This window comes from Streptomyces sp. NBC_00299 (assembly GCF_036173045.1).
In the GTDB taxonomy this organism is placed as follows: domain Bacteria; phylum Actinomycetota; class Actinomycetes; order Streptomycetales; family Streptomycetaceae; genus Streptomyces; species Streptomyces machairae.
The window spans coordinates 1,823,029-1,845,485 of sequence record NZ_CP108039.1; the positions used below are offsets into that span (position 1 = coordinate 1,823,029).

At 71.1% G+C, this 22,457-nt stretch carries 26 protein-coding genes and 1 pseudogene; 5 read left to right on the top strand and 22 right to left on the bottom strand.

Going from position 1 to position 22,457, the window contains the following annotated elements; all coding sequences use genetic code 11:
• The first annotated feature begins 38 nt into the window (after positions 1–38).
• The gene (locus tag OHT51_RS07895) at positions 39–209 is read left to right on the top strand and encodes a hypothetical protein (RefSeq protein ID WP_062716500.1); all 171 of its coding nucleotides are present in this window, start codon (positions 39–41) and stop codon (positions 207–209) included.
• Positions 210–268: 59 nt separating this feature from the next.
• On the opposite strand, the gene OHT51_RS07900 is transcribed toward OHT51_RS07895, so the two are convergent.
• The 13 genes from OHT51_RS07900 to OHT51_RS07960 form a co-directional block, all read right to left on the bottom strand.
• Positions 269–553, bottom strand: a complete 285-nt coding sequence (locus OHT51_RS07900; protein ID WP_328421329.1) for a gas vesicle protein K — start codon at positions 551–553, stop codon at positions 269–271.
• Positions 550–738 carry a gas vesicle protein gene (locus OHT51_RS07905; protein WP_030953078.1) on the bottom strand — a complete coding sequence of 63 codons (189 nt, stop codon included), beginning with the start codon at positions 736–738 and terminating at the stop codon, positions 550–552. The genes OHT51_RS07900 and OHT51_RS07905 overlap by 4 nt, the downstream gene beginning before the upstream one ends.
• Positions 735–1,523, bottom strand: coding sequence for a GvpL/GvpF family gas vesicle protein (locus OHT51_RS07910; RefSeq protein ID WP_328878185.1), 789 nt, complete (start codon positions 1,521–1,523; stop codon positions 735–737). Before OHT51_RS07910 ends, OHT51_RS07905 begins: the two co-directional genes overlap by 4 nt.
• Complete coding sequence (gene gvpJ / locus OHT51_RS07915; RefSeq protein ID WP_328878186.1) at positions 1,520–1,846, bottom strand: gas vesicle protein; 327 nt, start codon at positions 1,844–1,846, stop codon at positions 1,520–1,522. Before gvpJ ends, OHT51_RS07910 begins: the two co-directional genes overlap by 4 nt.
• Positions 1,843–2,979: an SRPBCC family protein gene (locus OHT51_RS07920; RefSeq protein WP_328878187.1), complete on the bottom strand. Its 1,137-nt coding sequence runs from the start codon at positions 2,977–2,979 to the stop codon at positions 1,843–1,845. Before OHT51_RS07920 ends, gvpJ begins: the two co-directional genes overlap by 4 nt.
• Positions 2,976–3,653 carry a DNA primase gene (locus tag OHT51_RS07925; protein WP_328878188.1) on the bottom strand — a complete coding sequence of 226 codons (678 nt, stop codon included), beginning with the start codon at positions 3,651–3,653 and terminating at the stop codon, positions 2,976–2,978. The genes OHT51_RS07920 and OHT51_RS07925 overlap by 4 nt, the downstream gene beginning before the upstream one ends.
• Positions 3,654–3,665: 12 nt before the next feature.
• Positions 3,666–3,914 carry a gas vesicle protein GvpG gene (locus OHT51_RS07930; protein ID WP_328878189.1) on the bottom strand — a complete coding sequence of 83 codons (249 nt, stop codon included), beginning with the start codon at positions 3,912–3,914 and terminating at the stop codon, positions 3,666–3,668.
• Between the two features lie 4 nt (positions 3,915–3,918).
• Positions 3,919–4,689 (bottom strand): GvpL/GvpF family gas vesicle protein, encoded by a 771-nt coding sequence (locus tag OHT51_RS07935; RefSeq protein WP_328878190.1) that lies wholly within the window; start codon positions 4,687–4,689, stop codon positions 3,919–3,921.
• Complete coding sequence (locus OHT51_RS07940) at positions 4,686–5,114, bottom strand: gas vesicle structural protein GvpA (protein ID WP_328878191.1); 429 nt, start codon at positions 5,112–5,114, stop codon at positions 4,686–4,688. The genes OHT51_RS07935 and OHT51_RS07940 overlap by 4 nt, the downstream gene beginning before the upstream one ends.
• A 96-nt stretch (positions 5,115–5,210) precedes the next feature.
• Positions 5,211–5,552 (bottom strand): gas vesicle protein GvpO, encoded by a 342-nt coding sequence (locus tag OHT51_RS07945; protein WP_328878192.1) that lies wholly within the window; start codon positions 5,550–5,552, stop codon positions 5,211–5,213.
• Positions 5,553–5,612: 60 nt separating this feature from the next.
• Complete coding sequence (gene ligD / locus OHT51_RS07950) at positions 5,613–6,542, bottom strand: non-homologous end-joining DNA ligase (protein WP_328878193.1); 930 nt, start codon at positions 6,540–6,542, stop codon at positions 5,613–5,615.
• Positions 6,539–8,386: a transketolase gene (locus OHT51_RS07955; protein WP_328878194.1), complete on the bottom strand. Its 1,848-nt coding sequence runs from the start codon at positions 8,384–8,386 to the stop codon at positions 6,539–6,541. The genes ligD and OHT51_RS07955 overlap by 4 nt, the downstream gene beginning before the upstream one ends.
• Positions 8,383–10,029, bottom strand: coding sequence for an NAD(P)/FAD-dependent oxidoreductase (locus OHT51_RS07960; RefSeq protein ID WP_328878195.1), 1,647 nt, complete (start codon positions 10,027–10,029; stop codon positions 8,383–8,385). The genes OHT51_RS07955 and OHT51_RS07960 overlap by 4 nt, the downstream gene beginning before the upstream one ends.
• Positions 10,030–10,195: 166 nt before the next feature.
• Between OHT51_RS07960 and OHT51_RS07965 the strand changes: the two genes are divergently transcribed.
• The gene (locus OHT51_RS07965) at positions 10,196–11,152 is read left to right on the top strand and encodes an LLM class F420-dependent oxidoreductase (RefSeq protein WP_328878196.1); all 957 of its coding nucleotides are present in this window, start codon (positions 10,196–10,198) and stop codon (positions 11,150–11,152) included.
• 20 nt (positions 11,153–11,172) lie between these two features.
• Positions 11,173–12,264, top strand: coding sequence for an enolase C-terminal domain-like protein (locus OHT51_RS07970; RefSeq protein WP_328878197.1), 1,092 nt, complete (start codon positions 11,173–11,175; stop codon positions 12,262–12,264).
• Between the two features lie 82 nt (positions 12,265–12,346).
• Here the strand turns inward: OHT51_RS07970 and OHT51_RS07975 are convergent, their stop codons facing one another.
• The gene (locus OHT51_RS07975; RefSeq protein WP_328878198.1) at positions 12,347–12,850 is read right to left on the bottom strand and encodes a phage holin family protein; all 504 of its coding nucleotides are present in this window, start codon (positions 12,848–12,850) and stop codon (positions 12,347–12,349) included.
• 112 nt (positions 12,851–12,962) lie between these two features.
• Here OHT51_RS07975 and OHT51_RS07980 point away from each other — a divergent pair, with 112 nt between their 5' ends.
• Positions 12,963–13,310: a VOC family protein gene (locus OHT51_RS07980; protein ID WP_328878199.1), complete on the top strand. Its 348-nt coding sequence runs from the start codon at positions 12,963–12,965 to the stop codon at positions 13,308–13,310.
• On the opposite strand, the gene OHT51_RS07985 is transcribed toward OHT51_RS07980, so the two are convergent.
• A complete protein-coding gene (locus tag OHT51_RS07985) occupies positions 13,301–14,200 on the bottom strand; it encodes an arginase family protein (protein WP_328878200.1) in 900 nt (299 codons plus the stop codon). The genes OHT51_RS07980 and OHT51_RS07985 overlap by 10 nt on opposite strands.
• 67 nt (positions 14,201–14,267) lie before the next feature.
• Between OHT51_RS07985 and OHT51_RS07990 the strand changes: the two genes are divergently transcribed.
• Positions 14,268–14,615 carry a DUF6204 family protein gene (locus OHT51_RS07990; RefSeq protein WP_328878201.1) on the top strand — a complete coding sequence of 116 codons (348 nt, stop codon included), beginning with the start codon at positions 14,268–14,270 and terminating at the stop codon, positions 14,613–14,615.
• On the opposite strand, the gene OHT51_RS07995 is transcribed toward OHT51_RS07990, so the two are convergent.
• The 7 genes and pseudogenes from OHT51_RS07995 to OHT51_RS08025 form a co-directional block, all read right to left on the bottom strand.
• Entirely contained in the window at positions 14,593–15,141 is a 549-nt protein-coding gene (locus OHT51_RS07995; RefSeq protein WP_328878202.1) for a GNAT family N-acetyltransferase, read from the bottom strand. The two genes, OHT51_RS07990 and OHT51_RS07995, sit on opposite strands and share 23 nt — an antisense overlap.
• Before the next feature lie 19 nt (positions 15,142–15,160).
• Positions 15,161–15,415, bottom strand: coding sequence for a LapA family protein (locus OHT51_RS08000; RefSeq protein WP_328878203.1), 255 nt, complete (start codon positions 15,413–15,415; stop codon positions 15,161–15,163).
• Between the two features lie 57 nt (positions 15,416–15,472).
• Positions 15,473–17,249: pseudogene (locus OHT51_RS08005) on the bottom strand (CocE/NonD family hydrolase).
• Positions 17,250–17,393: 144 nt separating this feature from the next.
• The gene (locus tag OHT51_RS08010) at positions 17,394–18,317 is read right to left on the bottom strand and encodes a S66 peptidase family protein (protein ID WP_328878204.1); all 924 of its coding nucleotides are present in this window, start codon (positions 18,315–18,317) and stop codon (positions 17,394–17,396) included.
• Entirely contained in the window at positions 18,314–20,266 is a 1,953-nt protein-coding gene (locus OHT51_RS08015) for a dipeptidyl-peptidase 5 (RefSeq protein ID WP_328878205.1), read from the bottom strand. Before OHT51_RS08015 ends, OHT51_RS08010 begins: the two co-directional genes overlap by 4 nt.
• Positions 20,267–20,284: 18 nt before the next feature.
• Positions 20,285–21,589 carry a M20/M25/M40 family metallo-hydrolase gene (locus OHT51_RS08020; protein ID WP_328878206.1) on the bottom strand — a complete coding sequence of 435 codons (1,305 nt, stop codon included), beginning with the start codon at positions 21,587–21,589 and terminating at the stop codon, positions 20,285–20,287.
• Entirely contained in the window at positions 21,582–22,415 is an 834-nt protein-coding gene (locus OHT51_RS08025; RefSeq protein ID WP_328878207.1) for a M55 family metallopeptidase, read from the bottom strand. Before OHT51_RS08025 ends, OHT51_RS08020 begins: the two co-directional genes overlap by 8 nt.
• Positions 22,416–22,457: the final 42 nt, after the last annotated feature.

A 22,457-nucleotide genomic window follows, 5' to 3' on the forward strand; every position in this document is an offset into this window, starting at 1 on the left:
GCGCCTTTCTGGTAACTCGGCGAGCAGGAGGTCAAACTATGGTTCCTATTCTGCTCGTACTGCTACTGGCTCTGATTCTCTTCGGTGCCGGATTTGCACTGAAGGCACTGTGGTGGATCGCGATCGTGGTCCTCGTTCTGTGGCTCCTGGGATTCGTGATGCGCGGTACGACCGCGGCAGGAGGCAGGGGCCGCTGGTATCGGTGGTAAGAAAAAGGATACGCCGGGAGTGAACTTGAATTCGCTGAACTGAATTCACTGAATCGAACTCACTCCCGGGGAAGCAGCGGTCCCAGCGGCCCGAGGTCCAGATTGAGGTCCTCGGGCCGCAGTCCGTAGCGCTCGCGCAGCTCGGTCATGCGATCGTCGAGCAGCATCAGCGTGAGCCCGATGCGCTCCTCCTGCTCCTCGCTCAGCTCACCCGTGTCGAAGCGGCGCACCGCCTGGCGCTCCATGAGCTGGCGCAGCAATTCCACTACCGTGAGGACGAGTTTCACGAGGTCGCGTTCCACGGTGTCGGGTTCGAGGTCCAGGCGGTTGCGTTGCGATGTCACGTCAACTCCCCCCAGGGCGAAGGAACCTGCTCGTTGACGGAGCTGATCAGTGCGTTCAGGTCGATACGGACGAGGTCGACGTCCGCGATGCGCAGGGTGATGTCCCCCGTGACGACGACGCCCCCGGCGAGCAGCCGGTCGAGCAGGTCCACGAGGGCGACCTCACGGCGTTCCACGACGGTCACTGCCGCTCCTCCCGTTCCTCCGCGAACTCCTCGGTGAACGAATAGGCCGCCCAGGGCCCGGTGAGTTCGACCCGGATTCCGGGGGCGTCGTCCTTCTCCCGGTCCACCAGTTCCACGAATTCCTCGGAATCCGCGCGCGGCACCAGATAGGCGGCATTGAGCACATTCTGCCCGGTTGCCCCGGAGAGCGTGGCGCTCTGCGGGGCGTGCAGCCGGGCGTCCTCGGCGAAGCGGGAAAGTTTTTCGTGCAGCCGTCCGGAGAATTCGGCGGCCTTTTGCCATACGTCCTCACGGGCCCGCGTCTGCGTGCGACGCCGGCGCAGATAGTCACGGCCCGACGTGCTCGCGGGCTCGGCGGGCGGCGGGGACTGCACGCCCTCCGTGGGCTCCGTTTCGGAGTACACCTTCACGCCCCACTCGACCCGCCCCTCGAGCCGGTCGAGGATGCGCCGGAAGTCCTCCTCGCGGGCTTCCATCATCGTGCGTACACCGCTGTCGTCCCGGAAGACGGTGGCGAGCCGCAGCGGCAGCGGGGTGGTGACGACGGTGAGCGCGTCGATGACCTGCTGGTGGGCGCGGGCCGTCGCCGTGAGCCAGTCCATGTCCTCCAGATGGGCCCTGAGCGGCTCCTCGGCGAAGTCCGCCTCGGGCACCGTACTGACGACGGCGATCAGACCGTGGTGTGTCAGCTGCTTCGGGGGCGCCCCGGCCACCCCCGTCAGCTGGACCTGGAGGGCCGAGCGAAAGGGGCGGCAGACGGCGTAGACGTAGCGCAGTGCGGTCATGGGGCCTCCTTCTGTGCCCGGGCCGGCTCCAGCTGGGCCAGGCGTTCACGCAACTCGGCGTTCTCCCGGGTGAGTTCGTCACGACGGGCCCGGGTGGACAGTGCCGGGTCGTCCTCCCACCAGTCGATGCCCATCTCCTTCGCCTTGTCCACCGAGGCGACGATGAGCCTCAGTTTGATGGTGAGGAGTTCGATGTCCAGCAGGTTGATCCGGATGTCGCCGGCGATGACCACGCCCTTGTCGAGCACGCGCTCAAGGATGTCGGCCAGGTTGGCGCCGCTGTCGTGGCCGTAGGGCTGAGGCATCCGCCCGGGAGTCGTCATCGGCGGCTCCCGCCACCGGCGTGCGCGTCCTCGGGCTCGTCCTCGTACTCGGCCTCGGGCTCTTCCTCGGCCTCGTAAACGGCCTCGGGCTCCTCCTCGTCCTCGTAATCGGCCTCGGGCTCCTCCTCGGCCTCGTACTCGCCCTCCGGTTCCTCCGCGTCCTCGTCCGCGTACTCCCCGGTCTCCGCGTCCTCGTCCTCCTCCTCGGCGCGAGGCTCTTCCTCGTTCTCCTCCTCTTCTCCTTCGTACGCCTCCTCGTCCTCCTCCGCGACCGCGTCCTCGTGGCTGCGGACGACCTCGCCGTCGCGGATCTCCCCGCGCCAGCCGTCCTCCGCCTCTCCCTTGAGGGTGATGAAGCGGACGTAGTTCTTGAGGTCGAGGCGGGCACGGCGGCCCTGGGCGCGCCAGATGTTGCCGGTCTTCTCGAAGAGGCCCTTGGGGTAGTACTCGATGACCAGCAGGACCCGGGTGAGGTTCTCGGCGAGCCGGTGGAAGGAGACGACACCCTTCGTGGTGCCCTTGGCTCCCTCCGACGTCCACGCGATGCGGTCGTCGGGGACCTGCTCGGTGGTGTGCGCCTTCCAGCTGCGGTTGGACCAGAAGACCTTCAGCTGCCAGTCGGAACTCGTGTCGTCGGCACGGTTCGCGTTCTTCACGCCCTTCGCGAAGGTGCTGAAGTCCTGGTACTGGGTCCACTGGTCGTACGCGGTGCGCAGCGGGACGCCCACATCGACGTACTCGAGGATGACGGTGGGCTTCTTGCCGGCCCCGCCCTTGCGCTTGCCCTTGCCGCCGACGAGGTTCTTCAGCGCCCCGCTCACGCTGTCCTTGGCCCGGGAGGCGCCCAGCTCCATGGCGGAGCGGAGAGGTCCCTTGCCCTCGGCGAGCTTGCGGCCGCCGTCCAGGGCGAGCTTGGCGAAGCCCGGGCTCTTGCCGTCGGCTATGTCGTTCAGCTTGAGCGTGGTCTCGCCGAGCTTGCGGCCGGCGCCGGTCAGCAGTCGCGTGGCCTGTGCGGCCACGTAGTCCCGCAGTTCGGCCTTGAGCCGGTCGGCTGCCTCGCTCTGGGCGACGCCGCTGAGCGACTCCTTCGCCCCGCGGGCGGTCGAACTCGCAGATCCGAGCGTCTCGGTCATCGCTCGCCACCACCCTTCGGCACCCGGGCCCGCGCGCTACGGGCGGCCCCGCTCGCGGCGGTCGTCTTCTTGGCGGCCGTCTTCTTCGCTGCCGTCTTCTTGGCCGCGGTCTTCTTCGCGGGGGCCTTCTTGGTCGCGGTCTTCTTGGCGGGCGCCTTCTTGACCGCCGACTCGGCGGTCCTCGCGGCGCCCTTCTTCGCCGGAGCCTTCTTGGCGGCCTTCCGACGCGGCGCCTCCTCGGGCTCCTCGTCCTCGGCCTCGGGCTCCTCGGACTCCCGCTCCTCGGACTCCAGTTCCTCGGACTCCGGCTCCTCGTCCTCCTCGTCCTCCAGGCCGAGATCCGGCGTCTCGGGAACCACACCCTCCAGTTGGTCACGCACCTGTGCGGTACGCCCGTGCAGCCGGTCGGCGAAGGCGTCGAGCTGCCGCTCGACTAGGGCGCCCGACGCGGCCTGGCCGACGCCACGCAGGTCCTCGCGCAGCTGGTCCCCGATCTCCTTGAACTGCGGGTTGTTCTGCAGTTGCTGGGACACCAGATCCGCGAGCGCCCGCGGGCTCAGATGCATCCGCTTACCGGCCACCATGGTGCCGATGGCGAATGCCAGTTTCATCTTCTTCGTACGTCCGAGGACGTACCCGGCCCCTACCGCGAGGCCGAGTGCCAATCGGTTCATCCTGCCGTCCCATCAGTTTTCCGGTGCCGGTCGCGCGAGCCCGATCTCCAGCCGGTCGAGGAGTTCGTCCTCCCGGCGGTCGAACTCCTCCTCGTCGATCTCGCCCGAGGTCAACTGCTCCTCCAGGGCGGCGAGTTCGGCGCGCACCGTCGCCGGGTCGTAGTAGAGGCGCTCCGCCTCGTTCAAGACCTGTCCGATTACCCATGCGCTGCCGCGCACCGGGGCGAACGGCAGCAGCAGCACCTCCCCGAGCAGTCCCACGGCATCACTCCTCCGCGCTCTCCGCGCCGATCGTGGTCCCCGCGGGCTCGGCGGGGCCGGGTTCGACGAAGCTGTACGGCGGCAGCGGGCCGTTGAGACGCAGGTCGAGGTGCGGATGGCCCTTGCGGAGCTGCTCCACGGCCGTCAGGAACGTCTCGGCCCCGCCGCGGTCCACCAGGAACGACACATTGGCGAGCCAGCCGGAGGATTCGGGGCCCACGCTGACCGCGTCCGCGGCCGGTTCCAGGGTGTGCTGCACGTCGGTCGCGTCCTCGGCCTCCTGGGCCTTGATCGCGGCGACCACCATCTCGCCGAGCCGCAGCCGCTCCTCGTAGGTGCCGCCGCCCGCCTGACGGTTGGCCTCTGTCATGGACCGGATCTCCGGGTTCTCGGAGAGCACCCGGTGCAGTACCGCCTCTTCGGCGTGGCTGGCCTTGATGTTGTACTCGACCTTGCCGTCCAGGGCCGCGAGCCGCTCCTTGTAGTGCTCGGCGCGTTCGGCGAGGACGCCGGTGACCGTCTCGTCGTCGGGGGCGACGCTGCCGAACCGCAGGGGCAGCACGCAGCCGACCGCGCCCGCCTCGGCGAGCACGTTCGAGTGGGCCAGCAGCTCCTTGCGCTTGGGGCGCAGCCCTTCCGGGGCGTCGCTGACGAGGGCGGCCAGATCGCCCTGCTTGAGCATGCGCAGCTGGCGGGGCGGGTCGCCGACGCCGCCCACGGCGCTCGGGAGTGTGGGGTGGGAGCTCGCGGTGATGGCGTACACGTACGTGCTCACTCCTGCTCCTCCTTCCTGCGGGACGCTGTGGACTTGCGGGCGCGCGGCCTGGACTCGCGCTCGCCGTCGTCGTCCCGCGCCTGCTTGAAGGCGTCCGAGATGGTCTCGGCGGCGCCGGACAGCGCCCCCTTGGACTTGCCGCGTGCGCCGGACTCGGTGATCTCCCCGACGAGGTCGGGCAGGCCCGGGCTCTTGCGTGGACCGGCCTCCAGGTCGAGCCGGTTGCACGCCTCGGCGAAGCGGAGGTAGGTGTCGACGCTGGCGACGACGACCCGGACGTCGATCTTCAGGATCTCGATGCCGACGAGGGAGACCCGTATGAATGCGTCAATGACGAGCCCCCTGTCGAGGATGAGCTCAAGGACGTCGTAGAGGCCGCTGCTGCCGCCTCCGCCTCCGGACTGCTGTGCCGGGACAACGGTCATGCCGCCGTTCCTCCTTGTCTGAGAATTCGTCTAGGAAATTCGTCTGGGAATGTGACTGGGAATGCGACTGGGAATGATGTGACGGGCGTGAGTGGCCTAGCGGCCGCCGGACCTGCGTCCGTCGGACCGTCCGCGTTCGTAGCGGCGGACACGGCGATAGCCGGTGAGCTGCCCCTGGTGGTCGAGTTCCACCTGGTAGCTCGCCATCAGGCTCATCGTGTCCGGGACGCGGGAGAGCTCCAGGACCTCGATCTCCAGTGCCCAGCCGTCCTCGGTCTGTTCGAACGAGGACACCGTCTCGGCGTCCTTGCCGGTGAGTTCGGCGAGCTGGGCTCGTGCCTGGCGCAGCACCTCCATCGGCGACGGCTTGTCGTCCGCCCCGCCCTGTCGTCCCTGTCGTTGTCTGGATGATTTGGGTGAGTTCTGTGAATCAGTCATGGGCTCCTCCAACCGCGAGTGGCCCGAAAGGCGTTGGCCAAACCCATCAGTCTCCTTGTGTCAGCCACGGAGTGCGTCGAGCCTGCGCCGCGCGGGCTCCAGGGCGCGGGGCCGGCTCATCACCCCCTCCCATGGGTTGGTGCGGGCCTGTTCCACGGCGTCCGCGATGGTCCAGCGGCGGGCGTCGAGGTCCGGGTCGTCCAGGTGGGACCAGGTCAGCGGGGTGGCCACGGGTGCGCCGGGACGGGGGCGCACGGTGTAGGGCGCGACTGCTGTCTGGGCGTAGGCGTTGCGCTGTATGTCGAGGTAGAGACGGTCGCCGCGGTCCTTCTTGCGGGCGGCGGTGGTGAGCCGGTCCGGGTGGGCGTCGACGAGAGTGTCCGCGACGTCCCGGGCGAACGCGCGCACCTGGTCGAAGTCCTCCTCGCCCTTCAGCGGCACCACGATGTGCAGGCCGCGCGAACCGGTGGTCATCGGCGCCGACGGCAGCTTCAGCTCGTCGAGCAGTTCGCCCAGCAGTCCTGCCGCCTCCCGCACCTGCCCGAAGTCGTCCCCGGCCGGGTCGAGATCGAAGACCATGCGGTCGGGCCGGTCGATGTCGTCGGTGCGCGACAGCCAGCGGTGCAGGGTGAGACAGGCCTGGTCGGCGAGGAAGACGAGGGTCGCGACGTCGTCGCAGACCGTGTGGCGGACGGTGCCGTCCTCCTTGGCGACCTCGACGCGGGTGATCCAGTCCGGGTAGTGCTCGGGGGTGTTCTTCTGCATGAACTGCGGGCCGTCGACACCGTCGGGGTGCCGCTCCAGCATCAGCGGGCGGCCGCGCAGGTGCGGCAGCATGAACGCGGCGACGGCCCGGTAGTAGTCCACGAGGTCGCCCTTGGTGTACTCCTTCGCACCCCCGTCGCCGGGGAAGAGCACCTTGTCGACACGTTTGACCTCGACGGTACGGCGGCCCGCCCGCACCTTCGTCGTACCGCCGTCGCCGGTCACCTTACGACCGCCTCCTCCACCAGCAGCTTGCCCGCGGCGGCGATGGACGCGGCGTCGATGCCCGCGGCGTGCAGCTGCTCGTCCGGCGAGGCCGAGCCCGGCATCATGCGGACGGCGAGGCGCACCAGGCGGGGCACGGGGCGCCCGTCGAGGAACGCGTCGAGCACGGCGTCGCCGATGCCGCCCTCCTCGTGGTGGTCCTCCACGGTGAGCAGGCAGCCGGTCTCCTCGGCGGCCCGGCGCAGGGTGTCCCGGTCGACGGGCTTGACGGAGTAGAGGTCGACGACCCTGACCTGGATGCCCTCGCGGTCCAGGACGTCGGCGGCGGCGAGCGCCTCGTGCACGGTGACGCCGGCCGCGACGACGGTCAGCCGGTCGCGGTCGCTGGAGCGCAGCACCTTGCTGCCGCCGACCGGGAACTCCTCGTCCGGACCGTAGATGACCGGGCCGGCGCCGCGGGAGGTGCGCAGATAGCGGACGCCCTCCAGGCCGGCCATGGCGGCGACGAGCCGGGCGGTCTGGTTGGCGTCGCACGGGTACAGCACGGTCGAGCCGTGCACGGCCCGCATCATCGCCAGGTCCTCCAAGCCCATCTGGCTCGGCCCGTCCTGCCCGATCGCGACGCCCGCGTGCGAGCCGACGAGGTTGATGCCGGCGCCGCTGACGGACGCCATGCGCACGAAGTCATAGGCGCGGGTGAGGAAGGCGGCGAAGGTGGAGGCGTACGGCACATAGCCGCGGGACGCGAGCCCCACCGCCGCGGCGACCAGCTGCTGCTCGGCGATGTAGCACTCGAAGAACCGGTCGGGGTGTGCCTTGGCGAAGAACTCGGCGCGGGTGGAGTCGCTCACCTCGCCGTCGAGGGCGACGACGTCGCCGCGACCGGTGCCGAGCGCGGCGAGCGCCTCGCCGTAGGCGTTGCGGGTGGCGACCTCCTCACCCTTGTCCCAGCGGGGCAGGTCGAGGCGTCCGCCGGGTACGGCGTGCAGCATGCGGGTGGCGGACGGCTCGTGGACGTGGATGCGCAGATCGCGCCGTCCGCCGAGTTCGGCGATGGCCCCGTCGGCATCCGGCAGCGGCTTGCCGTGCAGTCCCTCGCGGTCCTGGACGGCCTCGACGCCCTTGCCCTTGAGGGTGCGGGCGAGGATCACGGTGGGCTGCCCGACGGTGGACTCGGCCTCGCCGTACGCACGGTCGATGGCGTCCACGTCGTGCCCGTCGACCTCGATGGTGTGCCAGCCGAAGGCCTGGAAACGGCGGGCGTAGGCGTCGAGGTCATGACCGTGCCGGGTCGGGCCGCGCTGGCCGAGCCGGTTCACGTCGACGATGGCGGTGAGGTTGTCCAGATGCTCGTACGAAGCGTGCTCGGCGGCCTCCCACACGGACCCCTCGGCGAGCTCGCTGTCCCCGCACAGCACCCACACCCGGTACCCGGTCCGGTCCAGCCGCTGCCCGGCCAGTGCGATGCCGACACCGACCGGCAGTCCCTGCCCGAGCGACCCGGTCGCGGTCTCCACCCACGGCAGCCGCCGCGGCGTCGGGTGTCCTTCGAGCCGGCTGCCGAGCTTGCGGAAGGTGACCAGTTCGCCGTCCTCAATGGCGCCGGCGGCCTTGTACGCGGCGTACAGCAGCGGCGACGCGTGTCCCTTGGAGAGGACGAAGCGGTCGTTGCCCGGGTGGGCGGGCCGGTCGATGTCGTAGCGGAGGTGCTCCGCGAGGAGTACGGCCATCAGATCCGCGGCGGACATCGACGAGGTCGGATGCCCCGATCCCGCGGCGTCGGAGGCACGCACGCTGTCCACGCGCAGCTGCTGAGCCAGTTCGACGAGTTCAGCGGTGTTCATGAGTCTCCTTTCGGAGGGTGCTGGGAGCGGGGTTCGGGGGCGATGGGCGCGTCCGGGTGCGGTTTGTGGACGGCCGGTGTCCCGGGGGGCGGCTGGCCACCCGTTCCGGTCGCGGTGCCGGCACCGGGGCTCGGCTCGCTGCCGCCCGCTCGGGAGTTGGGCCGCTTCACGGGGCCGGGGGGTTCGGGGTGCTTGCCGGCGTCGGGGTCCTGGACGGGGTCGGGCGGTTCGGTTGCCTCGGGACCGTCGGCCCGTTTCTCGGCGGGATCGCCGGGCTTCTCCCCCTTCTTGTCCTGCGCCCCTGTATTCGACTTCTTGTCCTGCGCCCCTGCATCCGACCGCCCCGGCACCCGGGCCAGCTCCGGCGACGCCGTGTCCAGCGGTACCGACCACGACCGCACCAGACCCAACTGCACCGCCTGGCGCGGCAGTACGGCATCCAGGAGCCAGTCGGCGGCGACGCGGACGCGGTTGCCGGGCATCGCCGCGAGGTGGTAGCCGCGGGTCACCGCGCCCGCCGCCACGCCGGACAGCGGGATGCCGAGCGGGTTGGCGGCGGCCTTGACGCCGCCGAGGTCGACCACGAAGCCGAGGTCGCGGTGGCGGTAGGCGCGCCGCTCGCCCATGCCGAGGGACGCGGCCACGTTCTGGCCCACCGTCCTGCCCTGCCGCCAGGCGTGCTGGGCGGTCATCGGCGTGTACTCGCCGGGCTTCTCCAGATCGGGCACGGCGGCCGCGTCCCCGGCGGCGAACAGCTCGGGCCGGCCCGGCACCTGGAGGTGCGGGTCGACGAGCAGGCGGCCCTTCTCCATGGGCAGTTCGAGGGACTCGGCGAGCGGATCGGGCCGTACGCCGACGCACCACACGAGCGTGCGGGTGTCGACGAACGAGCCGTCGCTCAGCACCACCCCGTTGTGCGTGGCCTCCTTCACGGAGGTGCCCATCCGCACGTCCACGCCCCGCTGCCGCAGCACCCGGTCGGCAGTCCGCGACAGCCTCTCGTCCATCTCGGGCAGCACGCGATCGGCGATGTCGAGCAGCAGCCAGCGTGGCCGCATGCCCGTGCGCAACGGGTGCTTGCGCACCTGGGAGTCGGTGAACAGCTGGCCCTGCGCGGCGACCTCGGTGCCGGTGTACCCGGCGCCCACCACCACGAAGGTGCATCGGGCGGCGCAGCTCTTGGGGTCGTCGGCGCCGGCCGCCAGCTCCACTTGCCGGGTCACGTGGTCGCGCAGATACAGCGCCTCGGGAAGGCCGCGGAAGCCGTGCGCGTGCTCGGCGACGCCGGGGATGGGCAGCAGCTTGTTCACGCTGCCCGCGGCGAGGATCAGCCGGTCGTAGGGCAGCGTTCCCACGTCGCCCTCGGGGCCGGTGTAGTGGACGGTGTTCCCGTCGAGGTCGATGCCGTCGGCCTCGCCCAGCACGAGCCGCACATGGCGCAGGGTGCCGGAGAGCGAGACGGTCACCCGGCGTGGTTCCAGGATGCCGGCGGCGACCTGGGGCAGCAGGGGCAGATACAGAAAGTAGTCGGTCGGGTTCAGCAGGGTGATGTCGGCGTGCCGCCGGGTGATCCGGGACAGGGTGCGTGCTGCCCGGTACCCGGCGAATCCGGCGCCGACGATCACGATGCGGGGTCGACTCACGGTTGGCCTCCGGGCCTGTCGCGTACCTCGGGAGCCTTCCGCGTCCCCCTGGTCAGGACCGCCAAACGTCCGCCCCGGGGCCGGCCCCGGTTTCCGGCCGGACCTCCGGGTACCCGGGACGGCGACCGTCCCCGCCGCCGACGCGGCACTCCCGGAGGTGTCCCTCATGCCCGAGTACGGCTACTTCCTGGCGACCGAGGAGTTCCGCCCCGCCGATCTCGTCGAGCAGGCGCGGATGGCCGAGCAGGCCGGATTCCATTCGCTGTGGATCTCGGACCACTACCACCCGTGGAACGACGCGCAGGGCCAGAGCCCCTTCGTGTGGTCGGTGATCGGCGCACTCTCGGAGGCCGTGTCGCTGCCCGTCGAGACGGCCGTGACCTGCCCGACCGTGCGAATCCACCCGGCGGTGGTGGCCCAGGCGGCCGCGACCTGCGCGGTGATGACGAACGGCCGCTTCCGGCTCGGCGTCGGTACCGGCGAGGCCCTGAACGAGCACATCCTCGGCCATGTGTGGCCGCCCGCGAGCGTGCGCATGGACATGCTGGAGGAGGCCGTCCTGATCATGCGCAGGCTGTTCTCCGGCGAGGAGATCAGCCACTACGGCAACCACTACCGGGTGGAGAACGCCCGCCTCTACACCGTCCCCGACGAGCCCGTCCAGATCGACATCTCCGGCTTCGGCCCGGCGGCGACGTCCCTCGCGGCGCGGGTCGGCGACGGGTTCATCACGATGATGCCGGACGAGGAACTGGTCACGCAGTTCCGCAAAGGCGGCGGGAACGCCAAGCCGGTCATGGGCGGCACGAAGGTCTGCTACGGCACCGACCGCGACGAGGCAGTACGCACCGTGCGCCGGCTGTGGTCCAACCAGCTGCTGCCCGGCGAGATGGGCCAGATCCTGCCCTCGCCGAGCCACTTCGAGCAGCTGGAGCCGCTGATCACCGAGCAGATGGTGCGCGACAACACGGTGTGCGGGGACGACGCCGACGAGCACGTGTCCGCGCTGAACGCCTTCGCCGAGGCGGGCTTCGACCGGATCTACGTCAACCAGATCGGACCCGACCAACGCGGTTTCTTCGACTTCTACCGCACCAAGGTGCTGCCGCAGCTCCAGCGCTGAGAGGGACGGCACAGGACCCCATGAAACTCCATCTCCCCGTCGTCTCCGTCTACACGGTTCCCACCGACGCCCCCGAGGCGGACGGCACGCTGGCCTGGGACTCCACGACCGTGGTGATCGCCGAGGTGGCGGCGGGCGACGCGACCGGCACCGGCTGGACCTACGGCCCGGCGGCGATCGGCGACTTCCTGCGCGACCACCTCGCACCCCTCGTCGAGGGACGCAACGCCCTGGACATCCCCGCCGCGCACGACGCGATGTCCCGCGCCATCCGCGACGCGGGCCGCCCCGGCGTCGCCGCGTGCGCGATCTCGGCGCTGGACATCGCCCTGTGGGACCTCAAGGCCCGCCTCCTCGAACTGCCCCTGGCCCGGCTGCTCGGCATGTGCCGCGAACGCGTCCCCGTCTACGGCAGCGGCGGCTTCACGACGTACCACGACAAGCATCTGGCCGCGCAGTTGAACGGCTGGGTGCACGGCCAGCACATCCCGCGCGTGAAGATCAAGATCGGTGAGGACTGGGGCCGGGCGGTGCTGCGCGACGTGGCCCGCGTCGCGGCGGCGCGTCAAGTGATCGGTCCCGAGGCGGAGTTGTACGTGGACGCAGGCGGCGCCTACACCCGCAAGCAGGCGGTCCGCGTCGGCCACGCCCTCGCCGAGCACGGCGTCGGCTGGTTCGAGGAGCCGGTGTCCTCGGACGACCTGACGGGCCTGCGTCTGCTGCGCGACACCCTGCCGTGCGACGTCACGGCCGGCGAGTACGGCTACGACCTCCCGTACTTCGCCCGCATGATCACCGCGGGCGCGGTCGACTGCCTCCAGATCGACGCCACCCGCTGCGGCGGCCTCACGGAGTTCCTGCGCGCCGCGGCCCTGGCCCAGGCCCACGGCCTGGACGTCTCGGCCCACTGCGCCCCGCACGCCCACGCCGCCGCGGCGGCCGCCGTCCCCAACCTCCGCCACATCGAGTGGTTCCACGACCACGTCCGCCTGGAGGACATGCTCTTCACCGGCGCCCTGGACCCGACAGGCGGCGCGGTGGCGCCCACCCAGGGCATCGGCCACGGGCTGACGTTGCGGGCGGAGGAGGCGCGGGAGTACCGGGTCGCCTAGGCAGAGCGGCCGCCGGCCCCGATCACGACGAGGGCCCTGCCGCGTTGCGGCAGGGCCCTCTCCCTCGGCATGCGTACGGGCGTCACGTCCGGTGGTGCGGCTGCTCGGGGGCGATGTCGTCGGGGTGCGGCTTGCGCGCGTCGGCCGCGTTCGGCGTTCCCGCGCCGGGCACTGCGGTCTGCGGCGGGGCGGGCGGCATCGGCGGATACGGCAGGCCTGGCCCGTTCGGCGGGGTGCCGCCGGTGTGTCCGTGGGCGGCCGTCAGTTCCGCCTCGTCCGCTGTCAACCGGGACGCGTTCGGACGTGCCGCGCCGCGCAGCGCGTACGCCGCCGCGCCGAGGATCACCGCGGTGATCAGTGCGGCGGCCCAGTCCGGCAGCCCGGCGGCGAGGCCCAGTCCCAGCGCGAGCGCGAGAGCCGCGCCCGCGTAGAGGGCGACGGCGCCGGAAGCGGCGTACAGCGTGGCCCGGCGGCGCTGCCTGCGCGTCTGCTCGCGCAGCTCGTCGCGGACGGTCTCACGCGCCACCTGTGCCAGCTCGTCGACCAGTTGCTTGTCCAGGTGCTCAAGGTGATCCAAGCGGTCCATGGGCGCCGAGTACCCGTACAGGAGTACGCATAACGCGCTCCGTCACGAGCCGCGTGAGGGGATCGCGTGAAACGATCACACTCCCCCGCCGCCCCCAACTAGGCTCGTCCGCATGGACATCCTGGGAACCACGCTGCGTGTCTGCGTCGACGACCTGGAGACCGCGGTCCCTTTCTACGAACGACTCGCGGGCGCCACCGCCCTCCGCTTCGAACGCGGCGGCGTCGAGGTGGCCGCGATCGGCTGCTTCTTGCTGATGAGCGGTCCGGAGGCCGAGTTGGAGGTGCTGCGCAAGGTCGCGGCGACGATCGCCGTCAAGGACGTCGACGAGGCACACCAAGTGCTCAGCGAGCTGGGCGCGCACATCATCGCGGGCCCGGTGCCGACGCCCGTGGGACGCAATCTGCTGGCGCTGCACCCGGACGGGACGATCTACGAGTACGCGGACCGTCAGTCCTGATCGAGGGCCGCCACGATGGTGTCGGTGAGCAGCGCCCCGGCCGTGCCCTCCGGGTCCAGATCGGGGTCGTAGATGGTGACGTTGAGGCCGACGCAGTGGGCGGAGGCCAGCAACGGCCGGAGCAGGGCGACGAGTTCGTCGGGCGTGAGGCCCTCCGGGTCGGGGCTGTCGACGGCGGGCATGACCGACGGGTCGAGGACGTCGGCGTCCAGGTGCACCCAGAAGCCGTCCAGCTGCGGGATCTCGAAGGCCTGGCGGGTGACGGACCCCAGCGCCTGCGCGCCCCATTCGCGCAGGTCGCCGACGGTCACCACGGGAATCTTCAGGTCGGCGAGCTCGGCGCGATCCTCCTCGAAGTAGTCGCGGATGCCGAAGTACCGCACGTCCTCGTCCCGGAGATAGGGCCTGAGCCCCTCGAGGTTCGTCAGGTCCTCCTGCCCGCGCCCGGTGGCCAGGGCGACCTCCTCGCCACCCGCCGCGCCGACCCGGTCGGAGTTGCCCGGGTGCCGGAAGTCGGGCGAGGCGTCCACGACGGCCAGGCCGTAGCGCCCGATCCGGCGCAGCGCGAGAACGGCACCCAGGTTGATGGAACAGTCGCCGCCCAGGACGACCGGGAAGTCCCCGGCGCGCACATGGTGCTCGATCCGGTCGGCGAGCCTGCGGGTGTACCCGGCGATGGCGGCAGCGTTGAACACGCCGTCCCCCTCCTGCCAGTCCCCCCGGTCGTACCTGGGCGGCACGACCACCCCGCCTTCCAGGCCCCGCAGCCGCTGCACGATCCGCTGCTCACGCAACGCCCCGGCGAGCTTGTGGCAGCCGGGCACGGTGCCGGGGGCGGGCGGACGCAGGCCCAGGTTGGAGGGGGCGTCGAGCACGACGATATTCCGCATGCGGTTCATCCTCGCCGACGTACAGTCGACGCTCAATGCCATCGACATGGGAGCAGGCAGAGGAAGCATGAGCGAGCAGCACACGTACCGGGTGATCGTCCGCGGCACTTGGGACGCCCTCACCGACGCGGCCCGCGCGCGGCTGCTCGCCGAGGCCGCGGAGCACGGTCTGACCAGCATGCGGTTCAGCGAGGAGGGGTCGCTCTCCTACGAGCCGTCGCCGCTCAAGCACTTCTCGATGCGGTACGTGGTGGTCTCCGACGCGGCGGACGGCGAGGAGATGGCCGGCGCGATCGCCGAGGACCGGGCCGAGAGGGCGCTGCGGGAGCTGGGCTACGGCTTCCGCGATCTGAGGTCGACCGTCACGGACCTGGACACGATGAAGATCAACTTCAAGCCCGCATCTCGGCGGTGATCGCCCACCGCTGATGATCGCGCCAGGCCCCGTCGACGAAGAGCATGCCCGGTGAGAAGCCCTCCAGGCGGAAGCCGCAGGCACGGGCGAGGGCCACGGAGGCGGCGTTGGCCGGCTGGACGTTGATCTCCAGCCGGTGCAGGCGCATCGGGCCGAAGGCGTGCCCGACCACGAGGTCGAGGCCTTCCCGCATCAGGCCGCGCCCGGCCGCGTGCGCGAAGGCGCCGTAGCCGAGGGCACCGCTCTGGAAGGCGCCCTCGACGATGTTGTTGATGTTGATGAACCCCGCGATGCCCCCGCCGTCGTCCTTCGCGCAGACCAGGAACCCGGCCTTGGTCGGATCCTCGATCAGCCGCCCGGCGTAGGCGGCGTACGCGGCGCCGCTGTCCGGCGGGAAGAGCCACGGCTGGTGCAGTTCCTTGCTCTCGCGGGCGCGCGTGGTGAACTCGCCGGCGTCCTCGTAGGTGAAGTGGCGTATGCCCACGCGGGGGCCTTCGGCAAGGTAGCGGGACGCAGGGTGCGGCATTCCGACAGCGTACGACCGGTCAGCGGCGCCGTCGCATGAAGTACGCCCCGAACAGCGCGCCGATGATGCCCACGGCGAGCAGCGCCGCCCACAGCGGCATCGTCACCAGGGGGATCAGCAGCCGGATCTCGGTCTCGCCGGTGTTCTCGAAGATGAAGATCAGGGCGAGGACGGCGAGCACCAGCACGGCGACCCGGGTGGGAGTCATCGCCCCGCGCACGCCACCCCGGCGCCCGTCGACCTTCCTGTCGCTCTCCGACGTCTTCGCGGTCATACGTCCAGGATGCTCCCGGATCAGCGATCACGCACGGTGAGCGGCCACCACCTGCGCTCAGCCGAGCACCGGCAGCTGGAGAACCCCCGTGTCCTGGGGCGCACTGACCACGGTCACCGGCTTGATCCCCCGGTTCCCGAAGTACGCACCGTCACTCGCCGCAATCACGAACCGCAGCCGGTGCCCCTTCTCGTACCGGTGCACGATCCCCGGGCAGGGTCACCGTGAAGCTCTTCGTCACGTCGGGCACCCGCACCGGTGCCACCAGCCGGTGCACCAGCGTCCGGGTGCCGTCGGGCGCCACGTCGTACAGCTTGGCGAACAGCACGAGCTTGTCGGCGGCGTCCGCCGAGGCCTGCGTCCGCTCGGCCTTCGGGGAGACGACCTTGAGCGTGGCCCGGGGCGCACCCACCACGTCGGTGGTGCGCGCGAGCGGCTCGCTGGTCCAGCCGAGATAGGTGCCCGGGGTGTCGTACGGCGCCGGGTCCGGGATGCCGAGGAGTGCGGCGAGTGAGCTCTCCGAGTGGCTGGTGGGGGTCAGCCAGTTGGTGTACGTACGGCTGCCGCGTGCCACCTTGCGGCGGTCGTCGACGAGTTTGCCGTCGCCGGAGAGGTAGAGCGTCCGGCTGAGCGCGGGGACGCGGTCGGCGGGGGCGTACGTGTTGTCGGGGTCGTCGATCCAGTCGCGGTAGTAGGCGAAGGCCGGCCCGGTGTCGACGTTCTTCTTCCCCAGGTAGCGGTCGAACCACGCGAGGATGCGCCGGCCGACGTAGCTGGTCTCCAGGTTGCCCTGGCCGAGGTTGAGTTCACCGGCGGCCGGGTCGGTGAGGCCGCCGCTGTGGCCCCAGGACTGCCAGATCATCTTCGTCGGGGTCCCCTGGCCCTTGAGGGTGTTGTACGTCGCCGTCGCCTCGTTGAGGTTGAAGAGGCTGTCGGCCTGGCCCTGGACGAGGAGAGTGGGTGCCTTGACGCGGTTCAGGTACGAGACCGGGGAGACGCTGCGCGCGTAGGCGAGCAGCTCGGCGGTCTGTTTCGCCGGGTAGCGGCCGGAGTTGAGCGTGCGGATCGTGTCGCAGGCCTTGGTGACGAAGTGCAGACAGGCCAAGGAGTTGATGCGGGAGGGGTCGAGGCCTGCTTCCAGCAGCGGCTGGCCCTCGCCCATGAGGTAGAAGCCGTTGGCCCACTGCCATTTGAATGAGCCGGGCACGCTGCCGCTGCCGACGGCGTTGTTGGGGTCGAGGGAGTACGCGAGGTCGTTCCAGGTGATCATCGGCGCCAGCGCGTCGAGGCGCTGGTCGACGGCCGCCGTGGCCAGCTGGACGGCCCCGCCGTAGGAGCCGCCGGCCATGCCGACGCGCGGGTCGCCGGGGGCGTCGAGGGTGACGAAGTCCGCCTTGGTGCCGTCGTCCGCGGCGCGCCTGCCGCCCAGGAAGTCGATCAGCCGCGAGGCGGCGACGCCGTCGATGGTGGGGTCGTCGAGCGAGATCAGGCAGCCGGACCTGCCGAAGCCCAGGCCGGAATAGATCAGGGACACGTAACCGCGCTGGGCGAAGGCCTTTCCCATGGCGTCGGTCGAGCCGTCGGACTTGCTGCCGCCGAAGCCGTTGGTGGCGAGGACGGCGGGCGCGGGGTGGGCGCGGTCCACGCTCGTGGGCCGGTACAGATCGGCGTCGACGGTGCAGGTGCGGCCGCCCGCCTGGACGGTGAACTTCAGGGCCGTGACGGTGAACTGGCCGCTCGCGGCGGCCGGAGCGGTGAGCGCGAGGGGTGCGGTGAGCGTGGCGCCGAGGACGAGGGCAAGTGAGGATCGAAAACTGGGCACGCGACGGGACACGGAGACCTCCACACTGAGGCACGCTGAGGACAGCCCGGCTTACCGACCAGTAAGTACTGGCCAGTTGTCATGGTGTGACACGTGTCAAGCGAGGTCAATCGCCGTGACGGGGGTTTCTTGACGGAGATTCAGTGAACTGTCCGCTCAGCGCAGAGCGGGCTCGTCGAGAGTCAACGTCCTCGCGTCGGCGTCGAGTTCGGCGCCCACGCCGAGGGGAATCGTCAGCGCTCCTTCACCGTGCCCGAACCCGAACTCCTCCACAACGGGCACACCGAGGCCACCCAGCCGGTCCAGGAGCAGCGCACGCACCCGCTCGTACGGCTCGCACTCCTGCCACGACCCGAGCAGCACGCCGCGCACGCCCTCGAACAGACCGGCACGCAGAAGTTGGGTGAGGTAGCGGTCGAGCCGGTAGGTCTCCTCCCCCACGTCCTCCAGGCACAGCAGACCGCCGCGTGCGGAGGTCCGGGCGTACGGGGTCCCGACCTCGGCGGCGAGCAGGCTGAGACAGCCGCCCAGCGTGACTCCCCGCGCCCGGCCGGGGATCAGCGCGGAGCCGGTGGAGGCGATCGTGAGCACCGACTCCGGCTCGAACAACGTGGCCCTCAGATGCTCCTGCGTCCGCGCGTTCTTGATGAAGTCGACGCCCGCAGCCATCGGACCGTGCAGAGTGACCAGGCCGAGCCGGTTGGCGAACGCCTCGTGCAGCGCGGTGACGTCGCTGAAGCCGACGAACACCTTGGGTCCGGCCGCCCGCATCGCCTCCCAGTCGAGGAGGCCGACCAGGCGCTGCGCCCCGTAGCCGCCCCGAGCGCACAGCACGGCGTCGACGGCCGGATCGCACCAGGCGGCCTGCAGATCGGCGGCCCGGTCGGCGTCCGTGCCCGCCAGGTACGCCAACTCGCCGTGCCGGTCGAGCACATGAGGCGCCACCACCGGGTCGAGATCCCAGCCGCGCAGCACGTCGAGGCCGGCCCGCAGCCGTTCCTCGGGCACGGGTCCGCTGGGCGCGACGACGGCCACGCGGGCGCCGGGGGCGAGCCTGGAAGGGCGGATGAGTGGCTTCACTTGGCGAGTTCCAGTCTGGGGACGCCGGGCGGGTTCAGCCCGAACACCTGGGCGTACAGGGAGAGTTCGGACTCCAGGACGCGGATCATCGTCTCCGCCCGCCGGAATCCGTGGCCCTCACCCTCGAAGGCGATGTAGGCGTGCGGCACCCGGCGCCCCTCCATGCGGGCGAGGAACCGCTCGCACTGGGTCGGCGGGCAGATCACGTCGTCGAGGCCCTGCAGCAGCAGGAAGGGCACGGTGAGACGGTCGGCGTGCGCCGCGGGCGATCGTTCGGCGTACCGGCCCGGCACCTCGGCGAGCGGTCCGATCAGGGATTCCAGGTACTGCGACTCCAGGTCGTGGGTCTCCCCGTCGCCCCAGCCGGCCAGGTCGAGGATGGGGTAGAGGATCGTGCCGCAGGCGTAGACGTCGGTGCTGGTGAGAGACGCGGCCGTGGTCCAGCCGCCCGCGCTGCCGCCGCGGATGGCGAGCCGGTCGCGGTCGGCGGTGCCCTCGTCGGCGAGGGCCAGCGCCACGGCCGCGCAGTCCTCGACGTCGACCACACCCCACTGCTCGCGCAGCCGGTCGCGGTACGCCCTGCCGTACCCGGTGGAGCCGCCGTAGTTGACCTCGGCGACCCCGATGCCGCGCGAGGTGAAGTAGGCGATCGACAGGTCGAGGACGAGGGGCGCACGGCCGGTGGGGCCGCCGTGCGCCCAGACGACGTACGGCGGTGGTGTGTCGCCTGGGGCCACGCAGCCGGGGTTGTGCGGCGGGTAGATGTGGGCGTGAATGTCGTCGCCGGCGGGGCCGGTGAAGGTGCGGATCTGCGGTTCGGGGTAGTGGGCGGGGTCGACGGCGTCGTCGTGCTCGGCTCCGATGACCCGGGCCCGGCCCGTGCAGGTGTCGAGTTCGACCACCTCGTAGGCGCTGCGGGGGCTGGCTCCGACGGCGACGACCCGCTCGCCGTACACCGCGAGGGTGGGCGCGAACTCGGTCCAGGGTCCGGCCGCGTCGACGACCTCGCCGGTCTCGGGGTCCAGTATGCCGAGGGCGGTCGAGCCGCGCCCGTGCACGACGGCGACGGGGCCGCTCGCCAGGGGGGCGAACCAGCGCAGGCCCGGTTTCCACAGCGGTCCGCCGAACTCCTCCTCGCGCGGACAGAGCGGTTCGCCGTCGCGGTAGAGGTTCCACCAGCCGCTGCGGTCGCTCGCGTACAGCAGCCGGCCGTCGGCCGACCATTCGGCCTGGGCGATCGCCTCGTCCGGGCCACCGGCGACGGTCCGCGGGGCGTCGAGCGTGCCGTCGGCGCCGACATCGGCGACCAGCAGCTCCGTGCCGTCCCACGGCATCCGAGGATGGTCCCAGACGAGCCACGCCGCGCGCCGCCCGTCGGGCGAGATCCGCGCTCCGGTGATGAACCGGTGCCGGCCGTCGGTGAGTTCGCGTACGGCGTCCCGGTCCCCGGCAGCCGAGCCGTCCAGCGGGACCGCGGCCAGGACGCGCCGCACGTCGGTGGGCCCCTCGCCGGTGAACTCCTCCAGGACGCACCACACTTCACCGAGGTCGAGCCGCAGCTGCGGCTCCGCCCAGCGCAGTCCGCCGCCCACCGAGGACACGGGGGTGATCGGACGTGGCTCGGCGCCCTCCTCGTACCGGTAGAGGCGCTGGTCGGCGAAGTTGACGAAGACGACGAGCGGCCGGCCGTCGACGACCTCTCCGGCCCAGGGCTGTCCGCCGTACTCCACGACCCGGCTGCGCACGTTCCACGGTGCCGGCAGCACCGACTCCTCCGTGCCGTCGGCCCGCCGCCGCACCAGGGTGCGCCGCCCGCCCTCGACGGGCCGCGGCTCGGTCCACCACGCCTCGTCGCCGACGAAGCCCACGTACTCGGGGTGCCCGTCGTGACTGGCGGCAAGGGCCGCGTCGATGGGCGAGGGCCAGGAACCGTACGCCAGCGTCTGCACTGTCTCCCCTTTTCTCGCCTAGGCCGACCGCAGGAAGCGGTCGAGAACGCGGACGCCGAAGTGCAGCGCCTCGACCGGCACGCGCTCGTCGACGCCGTGGAACATGGCCCCGTAGTCGTACCCGTCCGGCAGCCTCAGCGGTGAGAAGCCGTAGCCGGCGATGCCGAGCCGTGAGAACTGCTTGGCGTCGGTGCCGCCGGGCATGCAGTACGGCACCGTGTGGCCCTCGGGCGCGAACTCCTCGACGGCGGCGCGCATTTTGGCGTATGTCGGCGAGTCCACCGGAGACTGGAGGGCCACCTCTCGATGATGGAACTCCCATTCCACGTCGGGCCCGGTGAGCTCGTCGACGGTCGCGCGGAACTCGTCCTCGAAGCCGGGGAGGTAGCGCCCGTCGACGTAGGCCACGGCCTCCCCCGGAATCACGTTCACCTTGTAACCCGCCTCCAGCATGGTCGGGTTGGCGCTGTTGCGGACGGTCGCCTCGACGAGCCGGGCCGCCGGGCCGAGCTTCTCCAGCAGGCCGTCCACGTCGTCCAGGTCGGCGTCGAGACCGTACAGCGCGGCGAGTTCGGTGAGGGCGGCGCGCACGGTCGGGGTCAGCCGCAGCGGCCACTCATGGGCGCCGATCCGGGTGACGGCGGCGGCGAGGCGGCTCACCGCGTTCTCCCGGTTGGGCCGGGAGCCGTGCGCGGCCCGCCCGCGTGCCGTCAGCTTGATCCAGCCGGTGCCGCGCTCCCCCGCCGCGAGCGGGTAGATCTGCCGGCCGCTGCCGTCGTGGAAGGTGAACGCGCCGGACTCGCCGATGCCCTCGGTGCAGCCCTCGAACAGCTCCGCATGCCGGTTTGCGAGAAATCCGGAGCCGTCCTCGGCGCTCGCCTCCTCGTCGGCGGTGAACGCGATCACGACGTCCCGCCGGGGGCGTACGCCCTCACGGGCCCAGGCCCGGACGACGGCCAGGATCATCGCGTCCATGTTCTTCATGTCGACCGCGCCCCGGCCCCACACGACCCCGTCGCGGATCTCCCCGGAGAAGGGGTGCACGCTCCACTCGGACGCCTGCGCGGGCACCACGTCCAGATGACCGTGGACGAGCAGCGCGTCCGCCGACGGGTCGGTGCCCTCGAACCGGGCGACGACGTTCGTGCGTCCGCTGGTGCGCTCCAGCAGGGTGGGGGCGAGGCCCGCCTCGGCCAGCAGCGCGGCGGCGTACTCAGCGGCGGGGCGCTCCTGGCAGTCGCCGCCGCCGCGGTTGGTCGTGTCGATGCGGATGAGGTCGGACGTGAACGTCACGACCTCGTCCAGTGCCTGCCCGTCAGCCATACTGCTCCTCCACCGCGGCCGAGACGATCGTGGTGACCGCCTTGAAGGTACGGATCCCCTCGTACATGCGTTCGCTGGTGTACGCCACCTTGCGCTCACCGATCCGTGCGACACCGGGGACGACGGTGGCGGCCATCGCAAGGTGCTCGGCGTCGAACTCGACCGCGATGGTGAACGGGCCCTCGCTCACCGGCTCCTGACGGACCGCCAGCCCGGCCGCCTCCTTGGCCGCGGCGCGGATGTCGGCCGCGGTCCTGGCCGGCGTACGGCACACGGCCGCGTACCGCGAGACATGGTCCTTGACGGCGACCTTCAGTGCCTCGGGCGCGTACCCGAGCGCGTCCTCGCAGGCCACGTCGTCGCCGGTGACGAGCACGACGGGCACGCCGTACTCGGCGACGACGTGCGCGTTCAGCAGCCCCTCGCTCGCCCGTACGTCGTTCAGCCACACCCCGGTGATGGAGTTCGCCAGGTAGGTGTGCGCGAGGACGCCCTCCGTGCCGGCGCCCGCGTGGTAGCCGACGAAGGCGATGCCGTCCACGTCGCCGTGCTGCACGCCCTCGACCATGGACAGCGTCTTGTGCCGCCCGGTCAGCATCTCCGCCCGCTCGTCGAGCCGTTCGAGCAGCAGGTTGCGCATGGTCCAGTGGGCCTCGTTGATGAGCACCGTGTCGGCACCGCCGTCGAAGAATCCCAGCACGGCGGCGTTGACGTCCGAGGTGAACATCCCCCGGCACCGCTCCCACTGAGGCGTCCCCGGCAGCACGTCGGCCGGCCAGGTCACGCCGGTGGCGCCCTCCATGTCGGCGCTGATGAGGATTCTCATGCTGCTTCACGTTACGCGTCGGCGAGGCAACTTCCTACGAGA

Bases quoted from the DNA above. Each gene is read 5' to 3' on its own strand.
- OHT51_RS07895 (WP_062716500.1), top strand. From the start codon at position 39: ATGGTTCCTATTCTGCTCGTACTGCTACTGGCTCTGATTCTCTTCGGT.
- OHT51_RS07910 (WP_328878185.1), bottom strand. From the start codon at position 1,523: ATGACCGCACTGCGCTACGTCTACGCCGTCTGCCGCCCCTTTCGCTCG.
- gvpJ (WP_328878186.1), bottom strand. From the start codon at position 1,846: ATGACGACTCCCGGGCGGATGCCTCAGCCCTACGGCCACGACAGCGGC.
- OHT51_RS07920 (WP_328878187.1), bottom strand. From the start codon at position 2,979: ATGACCGAGACGCTCGGATCTGCGAGTTCGACCGCCCGCGGGGCGAAG.
- OHT51_RS07925 (WP_328878188.1), bottom strand. From the start codon at position 3,653: ATGAACCGATTGGCACTCGGCCTCGCGGTAGGGGCCGGGTACGTCCTC.
- OHT51_RS07940 (WP_328878191.1), bottom strand. From the start codon at position 5,114: ATGACCGTTGTCCCGGCACAGCAGTCCGGAGGCGGAGGCGGCAGCAGC.
- OHT51_RS07945 (WP_328878192.1), bottom strand. From the start codon at position 5,552: ATGACTGATTCACAGAACTCACCCAAATCATCCAGACAACGACAGGGA.
- OHT51_RS07955 (WP_328878194.1), bottom strand. From the start codon at position 8,386: ATGAACACCGCTGAACTCGTCGAACTGGCTCAGCAGCTGCGCGTGGAC.
- OHT51_RS07965 (WP_328878196.1), top strand. From the start codon at position 10,196: ATGCCCGAGTACGGCTACTTCCTGGCGACCGAGGAGTTCCGCCCCGCC.
- OHT51_RS07970 (WP_328878197.1), top strand. From the start codon at position 11,173: ATGAAACTCCATCTCCCCGTCGTCTCCGTCTACACGGTTCCCACCGAC.
- OHT51_RS07975 (WP_328878198.1), bottom strand. From the start codon at position 12,850: ATGGACCGCTTGGATCACCTTGAGCACCTGGACAAGCAACTGGTCGAC.
- OHT51_RS07980 (WP_328878199.1), top strand. From the start codon at position 12,963: ATGGACATCCTGGGAACCACGCTGCGTGTCTGCGTCGACGACCTGGAG.
- OHT51_RS07985 (WP_328878200.1), bottom strand. From the start codon at position 14,200: ATGCGGAATATCGTCGTGCTCGACGCCCCCTCCAACCTGGGCCTGCGT.
- OHT51_RS07990 (WP_328878201.1), top strand. From the start codon at position 14,268: ATGAGCGAGCAGCACACGTACCGGGTGATCGTCCGCGGCACTTGGGAC.
- OHT51_RS07995 (WP_328878202.1), bottom strand. From the start codon at position 15,141: ATGCCGCACCCTGCGTCCCGCTACCTTGCCGAAGGCCCCCGCGTGGGC.
- OHT51_RS08000 (WP_328878203.1), bottom strand. From the start codon at position 15,415: ATGACCGCGAAGACGTCGGAGAGCGACAGGAAGGTCGACGGGCGCCGG.
- OHT51_RS08020 (WP_328878206.1), bottom strand. From the start codon at position 21,589: ATGGCTGACGGGCAGGCACTGGACGAGGTCGTGACGTTCACGTCCGAC.
- OHT51_RS08025 (WP_328878207.1), bottom strand. From the start codon at position 22,415: ATGAGAATCCTCATCAGCGCCGACATGGAGGGCGCCACCGGCGTGACC.